Source organism: Collimonas sp. GW821-FHT02H07, from assembly GCF_059421505.1.
The window spans coordinates 125,924-136,176 of record NZ_JBWKVC010000015.1; the positions used below are offsets into that span (position 1 = coordinate 125,924).

Annotated in this window: 6 protein-coding genes; 5 read left to right on the forward strand and 1 reads right to left on the reverse strand. The window is 49.5% G+C overall.

Annotated features, from left to right (window positions below):
- Positions 1–3 precede the first annotated feature (3 nt).
- From AC07V8_RS21205 to AC07V8_RS21220, 4 genes are all read left to right on the forward strand, one after another.
- Positions 4–4,599 (forward strand): beta strand repeat-containing protein, encoded by a 4,596-nt coding sequence (locus tag AC07V8_RS21205; protein WP_494721491.1) that lies wholly within the window; start codon positions 4–6, stop codon positions 4,597–4,599.
- Positions 4,600–4,655: 56 nt separating this feature from the next.
- Positions 4,656–6,176: a TolC family protein gene (locus tag AC07V8_RS21210; RefSeq protein ID WP_494679960.1), complete on the forward strand. Its 1,521-nt coding sequence runs from the start codon at positions 4,656–4,658 to the stop codon at positions 6,174–6,176.
- Positions 6,177–6,213: 37 nt separating this feature from the next.
- Positions 6,214–7,203: a retropepsin-like aspartic protease family protein gene (locus AC07V8_RS21215; protein WP_494679959.1), complete on the forward strand. Its 990-nt coding sequence runs from the start codon at positions 6,214–6,216 to the stop codon at positions 7,201–7,203.
- A gap of 178 nt (positions 7,204–7,381) precedes the next feature.
- Complete coding sequence (locus AC07V8_RS21220) at positions 7,382–8,137, forward strand: tetratricopeptide repeat protein (RefSeq protein ID WP_494679958.1); 756 nt, start codon at positions 7,382–7,384, stop codon at positions 8,135–8,137.
- 904 nt (positions 8,138–9,041) lie between these two features.
- Here the strand turns inward: AC07V8_RS21220 and AC07V8_RS21225 are convergent.
- Positions 9,042–9,269, reverse strand: coding sequence for a hypothetical protein (locus AC07V8_RS21225; protein WP_494679957.1), 228 nt, complete (start codon positions 9,267–9,269; stop codon positions 9,042–9,044).
- Positions 9,270–9,757: 488 nt separating this feature from the next.
- Here AC07V8_RS21225 and AC07V8_RS21230 point away from each other — a divergent pair, with 488 nt between their 5' ends.
- Positions 9,758–10,072, forward strand: coding sequence for a hypothetical protein (locus tag AC07V8_RS21230; protein ID WP_494679956.1), 315 nt, complete (start codon positions 9,758–9,760; stop codon positions 10,070–10,072).
- Positions 10,073–10,253: the final 181 nt, after the last annotated feature.

A 10,253-nucleotide genomic window follows, 5' to 3' on the forward strand; every position in this document is an offset into this window, starting at 1 on the left:
GGGTTGACGCAATTACTCGCTGATACTTCAATCTCTGTTCCTGGTGCCTCTGCTAATGCGACCTCGTTATTTTATGCCGGCATGGTCGGGACTACTCATTCATCTACTTTTGCTACTGCTATCTCGGCCGCAAGTGGTGGATCAATTATTACAGTTGATCAAACACCGCAAGGAGAATTATTGAGCAGTCTTACATATCAAGACGCTTTTAAGTTAGCAGCAAAAACGGCGGGCTATAGCCAAGCTGATGCAAACGTACTGATCAACGGCGGGGTGTTATCTAACGGTACGCCGGTGTTGGGTGGTTTATGGAATAATGTATCGATAGATTTTGCTGGTGACGCTACAAACGCAATGAGTATTTCCTCAACTGCAGGAACTGGTAGTGTTTGGTATAACAGCGAAATTCCGACACTAATTGCTAAAGGTACTCCTATCAACGGTTTGCCAGCGTCGGACTTTCAAGGACTATCAAATGCAGATATAGCAGCCAAGGTGAACGCTGAATCATACGGGCTGATGAATCAGCTTCAAGTTGCATATGATACGTCGGGGAAGATTCTTGGTATTAACACCGGATCTATTTTTTCAAATAGTACGGTTAACTCCTTAAGTAACGCACCAACTGGATCAAGTACGACAACTATATCTGATCTGCTCTCAGGTAAGACCACAATTCCGACCGCTACTAGTAATACTGTACCTGATCCCTTTGTGTCACCAACCGATGAGGGATTTCTGACAGGTCAGAATCTAACCACTTTGCAACGTGGAGCTTCATTACTCGGCGCAGACTCCAGCACGCTAATATCAGTTGCGGGAAAAGGGCTAAGTGCCTTTGGTGTTGCGGCAATTGGCGCCTCATATTATCAAGCCGTTCAAACTGCTCAACAACAAGCTGCCAGTGGGAATAGTCTTGCTGCTCAAACCACCATGCTAGATTGGACTGCCAGTATGGAAGGCGGGATCGCAGGAGGGGCGCTGGCCGGTGAATATGCGACCCCACTATTGGCCGGCGGGCCTCCTGGGTGGGCTGCCTATACGGCGATTGTACTTGGCGGAGGTTTGGTCGGCAGTGCGTCCCCAGGCGCAATGCGATCTCTCCTTAATGCGCTGACAGACTCCCCAGGTTCGGCTACCACTACTTCAGCTACCCACTCAGACGGCAGCGTTTGGAATACGACGACTTATGCCAACGGAACTCAAGTTGCACAGCTTGCGTCATCACCAGCGAATTTGATATTGGCATACAACAATGTCGCGACGGTTCCTGATAGTAATGGGGATGGTGGCTATACACAAATTTCAACGTCGATGTCCAGCACGAGCATAAATACGCGAACAAACGTTTATGCACTGGTGAATGGGCAGCCCATATTGCAAAGCACAACGACATCTTCTGCGGATGCTTTGGGCAACACTCAACAAACTATAACTGACGGATCTGGTAAGTTAGTGGAAACGATTGCAGATACACCGCAAAACAGCGGCGGTGATATACAAAATCAATTGAACTTGAGTAGCAATGGACAAGTAGCTAATTCACAAAGCACTGATACGCAAGCTAATGGTCAAGTTTCGGCCACCATTTCAGGTACTGGTGATGTGGCCTATCTCAATAATGCTATCGTCAGTCTTGCCGCCGGTGCGCAGGCGACAATTAACGGTAATGGGAATGTAGCTAGTGCCGCAGGAAGCGATAGTATCTGGTTCACTGGAATTAACAACAGCCTGTCTGGTTCAAGCTGCACCGTTAATGGGGGAGGCGGTGCTACGTTGACACTCGCGGGTAGCAGTAACAATGACGTAGTTACATTGGGCTCCAATGGAGCGGTCAATATTGCTGACGGTGATCACGGTGAAGTAGTCAATGCCAGCAATGATAAGGTCACTTTGGGTAAGGGCGTAAACGTCACTGTGAATGGGCCAAGCGACACTGTTAACACGTCAGCGAACGATGTTATTACCGCCGCAGGCGATACGGTGCGAGTTGGTGGCAACGGTGGTGGCAACACTGGTAATACGACGGTCGCGGGTAGTAACGACTTCGTTGACGATCTGGGCAGTAATAACACGCTGTCGGTGATAGGAACAAATCAGACCGTGCAGAATGATGCGCAAGGTAGCATTTACCTTGGTAGCAACACGTCGGTGACCGACAAAGGAACAGGCGACATTTTCAACACGGCCGCAGGAGATGCCATTACAGCTGCAGGCGATACCGTCCGCGTTGGTGGTAACGGCGGCGGCAATACTGCGGTGACAACGGTCTCTGGCAGCAATGACTTTGTCGATGACCTAGGCTCCAATAACACGTTGGCCGTGGTCGGAACGAATCAGACGGTGCAGAACGATGCGCAAGGTTACATTTATCTTGGTAGCAACACGTCGGTGACCGACAAGGGTACCGGCGATACTTTTAACACAGCCGCTGGAGATGTTATTACAGCCGCAGGCGATACTGTGCGCGTTGGTGGTAACGGCGGCGGCAATACTGCGGTGACAACGGTCACTGGCAGCAATGATTTTGTCGATGACCTAGGCTCCAATAACACGCTGGCCGTGGTCGGAACAAATCAGACGGTGCAGAACGATGCGCAAGGTTACATTTATCTTGGTAGCAATACGTCGGTGACCGACAAAGGGACAGGCGACACTTTCAACACGGCAGCTGGAGACGTCATTACAGCTGTGGGCGACACTGTGCGCGTTGGTGGTAACGGCGGCGGCAACACCGCTGTGACAACGGTTTTTGGCAGTAATGATTTTGTCGATGACCTGGGCTCCAATAACACGCTCGCCGTGGTCGGAACGAATCAGACGGTGCAAAATGATGCACAAGGCAGCATTTACCTTGGTAGCAACACGTCGGTTACCGACAAAGGAACAGGCGACACGTTCAACACGGCAGCTGGAGATGTCATTACAGCTGCGGGCGACACTGTGCGTGTTGGTGGTAACGGCGGCGGCAACACGGCTGTGACAACGGTTTTTGGCAACAATGATTTTGTCGATGACTTAGGCTCCAATAATACGCTAGCCGTGGTCGGAACGAATCAGACGGTGCAGAACGATGCGCAAGGTAGCATTTATCTAGGTAGTAATACCTCGGTTACGGATAAGGGTACGGGCGACACCATGAACACCGCAGCTGGGGACACCATCATGGCTTCGGGCGACACCATACGGGTGGGTAACAATTTGGCGGCAGGCCAGTCAGCTGGGAACACAATCATAGAGGGCAATGACACTATCTATGGCGGTACGGGCAATACGTTGCTAGTGCAAGGCAACGATACAATCTACGGCAATTCCGATACCGTGTACGAGTTCAATTCGGCAGCGCAGGAAACCGATCAACTCTACCTAGATACTGCCGGCAAGGAAAGCTTCGACGCTAAATTCACAGCAGGTGCCGCTTATTCTTACGAGGAAGATAAATTCAACGACAGCGGCAATCAGATCGAAGCCGATAAATTCAATGCGGGTAATGGCCAATTGTCGGAAACCGATGTGTGGAACGGCACCAGTCCGTATGTTGCCTGGAGGGAAATCGCCAACGGCGGCAGCTATTACTCTGAAATTGATAGTTTTAATGCCGCCGGTAATGAAATTCAGGCTGAAAAATTTAATCAATCAAGCGGTCAATTGTCTGAAATTATTTCGTGGGATGGGACTCACCCCTACGCCACCCAGGAAGAATTTTCTAATGGCGGTTCCTATTTTTCAGAGATTGATAATTTTAATCCGACCACAGGCGCCGAGACCAGCGGCGGCGAGTTCAATTCCCAAACGGGGAGCGAGGTTGACTATTACAACAACGGCTCCTGGTATGCCGGCAATCAGAACTACAGCGATTCCTCCGACTCCGGCTATACGGACAATGGCGATTCGGGTTATGTCGATTCAGGATCTGAATGCGAGGGGAATGACCCTGTCATTCTGAATCTGCAAGGGGGTAAGGTTCAAACCACATCGCTGTCAGGGTCGAATGCTTACTTTGACATGACGAATGATGGTCAGAAGGTACAAACCGGTTGGGCCACTGCGGGTGAAGGTATGCTGGTCTATGATCCGAACAACACCGGTACAGTAACGAACGACTCCAATCTGGTGGCTGGTTTTGCACAGCTGTCGATGTTGGCGAAGCAGACCGGTGGGGTATTGGATGCCAGTAATCCATTGTGGAATGAACTAAAGGTGTGGGTAGACCCGACCGGCACCGCCAACTTCCAACAAGGGCAGCTGGAGACACTGAGTCAATTGGGTATCACTTCTATCAATTTGAATTCACCTGCAGAGAAGGTCAATAACAACGGTAACACGATTCTCAACGACAGTACGTTCACGTGGAAAAATGGCGTCACTGGGGATATCGCTGGTGTCAATCTGGCGTTCAATCCCATTGCCGCGACAACGTCCCCAACAACATCGGGAAGCAGTTCAGGTGGCTCGTCGTCCGGTTCGTTGAATCATTTGATTCAATCCATGGCCGCGTTCACTGATGGCAACACGGGGATTGATCAGACATTTTCATCAAGGAATGCCATTGCCGACACCTTCCATCTAGCTGCATCTCATGTAGTTCAGCACGCCTGACGGATGCCGACAATTTTTCATCAATTCGGCGTTGGTATCGCCGGCTTAAGCCAATCATGTTGAAGGAGATGATTGGCTTGACCGGCGGTTGCTTATCCGGTGGCGTTCGTACAGTATGGCGAGCGCCATCGCGACACCGTGCCAGTAAATGGGTGTTGCTGGGCTTGTTGACGAGCACTCAGCTTTGTTTCGGATTTGAGCTGGCGCCGCATGATCCGCTGTTTCAGCTTGGTAGCGTGCCGGCGAGTCCTGCCAGTGCGATGATGGCTTCGTCGGTCGCGTCTCATGGATGCACGGAAGGGCCGGAAGCGACCTATACCCTGCTCGACATTGTAGAAAATGCGCTCTGCCACAACCCGAAGACAAGAGCGGCCTGGGCCAATGTGAAGGCACAAGCGGCGCAGGTTGGCGTCGCCAAGGCGGCCTATCTGCCGACCCTGAGCGGCTCAGTGCAAGCAATCAAAGATAAGTCCACGAGCCAAGGCACCAACGTCGTACCGTTTTATGTAAGATCAGATAGCAGTTACCATAACGACACGCTGACTCTTAATTGGATTCTATACGATTTCGGTCTGCACTCAGCTACAGTAGACAATGCAGAAAAGATGCTGACCTCTGCCATGGCAAGTCAGGACAACGTATTGCAGACGGTATTTGCAACAGCTGTCAAAGATTATTACGCGGCGCTCGTCGCGCAAAAGAACATTCAGGCGACGATCGATATTGAAGCCGACGCCAAACATGTGCTGGATGCGGCGGTAGTGCGTGTAAGTAAAGGTGTTGCGGCGGTCAGTGATCAATTACAAGCCAAGACCGCATACTCACAGGCGGTGTTCAATCGTAACAAAGCTGAAGGGGATTGGCAGTCTGCATTGGGTACGCTGGCAATCGATATGGGGCAACGTCCGGATGCTTCTGTCGTCTTGATCGAGTCGGATGGCGCCGCTTTGCCGGAGTCGGAGCTTGTACGGTCAGTGGGGGAATTGCTGCAGTCGGCCCAGAAAACGCATCCCTCGCTGATTGCTGCGCAGGCGGATGTGGAGGCGGCACAGGCCAACGAGCAGTTGGTGCGTGCACAGGGACGACCTTCGATCAGCCTGGTTGGTCGCTACAACGCGAACAACCAGTCGCAAAGCTCGGGAGTCGGTCAACCGTATATTGGCGCCAACGGGCGCGATCGGTATGTCGGGGTGCAGGTCGACATTCCCTTTTTTGAGGGATTTAGCAGAACCTACAAAATTCGTACTGCACAGGCGCAAGTGGAGGGAAAAGAAGCCAATCTTGCCGATGTCGAGCTACAAGTCGCAGTGACTGTCTGGACTAGTTATCAGAGCCTCAAAGTCAGCGCGGAGAATTTGCATGCCTCGCAGGACATTCTGGATAGTGCGCATGACGCCTTCAAGGCCGCCGAGAGCCGCTATCAAAAAGGTGTTGCGAATATTCTCGAAGTGTTGACCACTCAGACGGCGCTGGCCAATGCGCAGCAGCAGCGTATTCAGGCAATAGCGACATGGCAAAATGCGCGGATTCAGCTTGCTGCGAGTATCGGCAATTTGAATCTGTCGCAGATTCATTGAAAGCGGAATTCCCCACCATGTTCAAAATGTGACAGCAATGAAAAACATCGTTTCTTACTTGCGTATCTTTCTCTTGCTTGAGATGGGACAAATGATCGCTGCGCAAGAAATATATGCGCAAACCAATGCCGTGGCCGACACCGCCCAATGCCTGTTTGTTGCGGAAGCAGAGTTGCCGATGAGCGAAGTGCATGGTCAATTTGTAACGACCATCAGCATGAATGATCGAACTGTGTCCATGCTCATTGATACGGGAGCGGGTCAGACCACCTTGTCGCCGCGATTCGCCGAGGTACTGGAGCTGCCGCAAGACCCTCATAAATTGGTTCGCATCCATGGAGTCGGAGGGGTAGCAGCAGCACAACACGCGCTGATAGTACGTTCGATCAAGTTCGGCCCACTCGAACTGGAAAACTATGATGTAAGTACATCTAATATTGTTCGCCCCGAACTGGAAGCCGACCCGGCATCGCCGGTCGGCTTGATCGGCACCGACTTGCTCGCGAAATACGATGTTGAGCTCGATTTCCCAAACCACAAGATGACGTTGTATACCTTGTCGCATTGCGACGAGCACTTTGCACCAAAATGGTCCGGCCACTTTCAATCGTTCCGTCCGGTACGTACCCCGCAGAATGCTTTCATTATTCCTGTTGAGTTGAATGGGCGTCCAGTGCGAGCACTTCTTGATACAGGCTCAAACACTTCCAATATCACCCGCGAAGCGGCTCTGGTTACAGTAGGCATCGATGGTGCTGCGTTGGATCAGGAGCCGGCGAGTTCCTTAGTTGGGTCGAATGGGGTTGCGATAGCAGGGCACCGCCACAGTTTCGAGACTATGCGTATCGGGAGCGCCACTATCAAGAACGCACCGATGCTTGTTCAAAACTCCATGCTGCACAACATGGATATGCTGCTTGGAATGGATTTTTTGCGTTGGCGCAAGGTGTGGATTTCTTACAAGACGAATCAGGTATTTATTCAATTCAACGCAGATCAACATAAGCGTCCTATCACTCCTCCATAAAGGTAAAGGGGAGGACAGGAAATTTTAGAACATCACGCTGTTTCATTCGAATTTTTATCCGTTGTTTGTATGCGCATTTTGTGTAGTTTAAGACCGGCAAGTGTAGGGGTCGTTTTTTTGCACCTTTATTTGAGCGACAGTTGGCTACCATTCAATTCTCATCGGAGTTTAATAAATTATGCGCCGTTTTTTTTTATGCCTATTCTGTCTTTTTTATTTTTCTGCCACGTTGACATGGGCTGATCAAGAGCCTTCTAATTTACAGACTCCCTCGAAAGAGGAGGCTCAGCAATTTCAGTTGCTGAGTGATGGTGTCGCTTTACTAAAAGGCGGTAACGCTCAAGCGGCGATAGATGGCTATTTCGATAAAATTATTGATTATTACCAAGCGAAATACAAAGGCACAGAACAAAAACTATTTAGTGCGCGCACGCTTCAGGAAAGTCTTATGTATCTTGGCGAGGGGGCAAATAAACATGTGAACACCCTAGTGATTCCTTCTACTACTTGGGTAACGGCGTATTATACGAAGGCATATGCCCTAGGTGAATTAGGTCGCATTTCTGAAGAGAAAGAAGTCCTGGAACGCGCGCTTGCACTTTCACCGCGAAATTCTCAGTATCTCTCTGAACTAGGCAACATATACCAGCGACAAAAGAACTGGTCGATGGCCATTCAAACGTTCCAGCTTGCTGAAGCGGCTGCTCGTGAATTTTCGCCCGCGGACCTTAAAAATATAGAACTATCGAGAGCATGGCGAGGCTTAGGTTATGCGTATGTCGAACAGAATCGACTGGATGATGCTGAAAAAATATACCAGCAATGCATTGACCTTGATCAAAATGACTCAAAGGCTAAAGCAGAGCTGCGCTACGTGCAGCAGTTACGCGCCAAGCAATCTGTTGTGCCTCCAACCACTCCTAAACCACAATAAGTAATAAAGGATTGATCGTGGAAGTGCCATCAATTAATGCGACAAGTAACAGTACGTCTAATTATTGGGCCATATTGGTCATTGCGAGCTTTACTCTATTGCTCACGCTTCCAATTACGTTATCTCTGATACTACGCGTACCAGATAAAGCCAATGTCTGCTCAGTATCCGGGTCTGGCGAAGTGATCGCCGATAAGTTTGTTGATGGTGTCCTTGTTCGATCCGGCCCGTCGATATTTGCGCGTCAGATTGGTGGGGAAATTCCGAACCAGATTCGCCTTGCTGGATGTGGTGGGAGAGGTGGATGCGAGGGGCCGTATATGGAACTTGAAAAACATATCGGGCAACCTGTCCACGCGTACTTTTGTGGCAATAGTTTGATTCGTGTGGATTTGTCAGGGAGGTTGGTCTTTAGTTCAATTCCGCCGAATCAGGGGTTTCTGAATAAAATAAATAGCAGGCGGAAGATGTTCAGCTACGGAGTTATATTTGTCCTCTTGGTCCCAATAGTATGGGCAGTAGCGGGTATAAGGCGTAGACGTTTAATTGGTTAAGTGGCTAGAGAGTCTTTGCGTCGTTTGTACCTTTGTACGAGGAGGAATTAGGGGATTTTAGGGATATGTATGGAATTTCGTTATAGAAAAATTGGTCCTACAATACCCCGATCTACTTGGTTCGAATCCAACCACATTGATGCGTTTCTTACCTATAAAACTGCGATATTGGTAAATACAAAAATCAACTATATCAGTGAGTTATATAGATCGAAAATTACATCTAATATCGCAAGCAGCTTCATGGAAACGCTTGATTTCTAAGAAAAATACGGCAATGGATGGGTAGCTTCATAGCCTATCGGGGGTTCGAATCCCCCTCTCTCCGCCAAGAATACAAGTCGTTGAAATTAAATGACTTTCCAAGAAAAGCCGCCTTCAGTTTTGGGCGGCTTTTTCTTTTGGGTTAACTCTGGGATAGTTTTCCCTAAGGACTCTTCAATTTTATCCATTTCGCGGTCATGCTTATCGGCGCAGACGATGAGCGGCCCGCCTGGGGCGACATTGTTCGACCCAGAGGTTGGGACGAGGATATGTTTTGTTCTCGATGGCGCGATAGACGGGGTCTTCGAAGGCATCTATAGCCCCGTTCTGGTCGAATGGACCAATGAACATGGTTATCACATAGAGTTTTTAGTCGCATCTGCATGACGATCGTAAAGCTCGCTGATCCATGCGATCATAGATTGCGACGAAAGTAGATACGCTCGCGCCGCTGTCACTTTATAGATAAGCGCGAAATTTCATCATCTTCTGTATTGCAGATCAAAGCCTCGTACCTTCATCGGTTCGGGGCTTTTGCTTTTCTCTTGGAATACATCTGCAGTCTGGAGAGATTGCGGATGTGGCCGACCTATCATATTTGACAGGTGTTATTCCAATTTATTGAACTACTCTGTATTGGTTACATCGTGCATTGCAATCTCCCACCGTGATCGAATAGTCGCGATCTCAAGGCGTGCGGGGAGTATCGGATCACGATGCAACGGTTAGATCTCGCATTGTCGCTACGGCGACAATTTATTTTATTCGGCCACACTTAAAAAATAACTGGGAGGAAATTGCGATGACTGTTCTTACCGTAAAATTTGCTGTGTATGGTGCCCTCAATGGTGGGAATCAAGACCAAAGTCAGGTTGTCAATGTGCAGGAAGTACTGCAAGCGGCCATCAATCGAAATCAAGGGATTGTGACCATCAACAACGCAACCATGGGGGGAGATCCATCCTTTGGAAACGGGAAGCACTTCGGTGCGACGGTCACTCTTGATTCAGTTGATCGTTATTTTGCCTGTGCCGAAGGTCAAACGATCGACTTCTTCCATACAAAAGCCGCCGGGCAGAATACTCGTAAAGCTGCTTTGAGCGAGGTGACAGGCTAGTCAGCTGGCCGGACGCTCGGATGAAAGGTATATCGAAGCCTCGCGCCCCCATCGGCCCGGGGCTTTTTCATTCTCGGGTTGTAAGGAACTATTGCTGCTGTAATGAGGGTGTAATTAGTTTTGTGTAAACGGTCATTTGGCAAGACACTGCCACCATAGAGGAAAAAATGACCTACGTAAA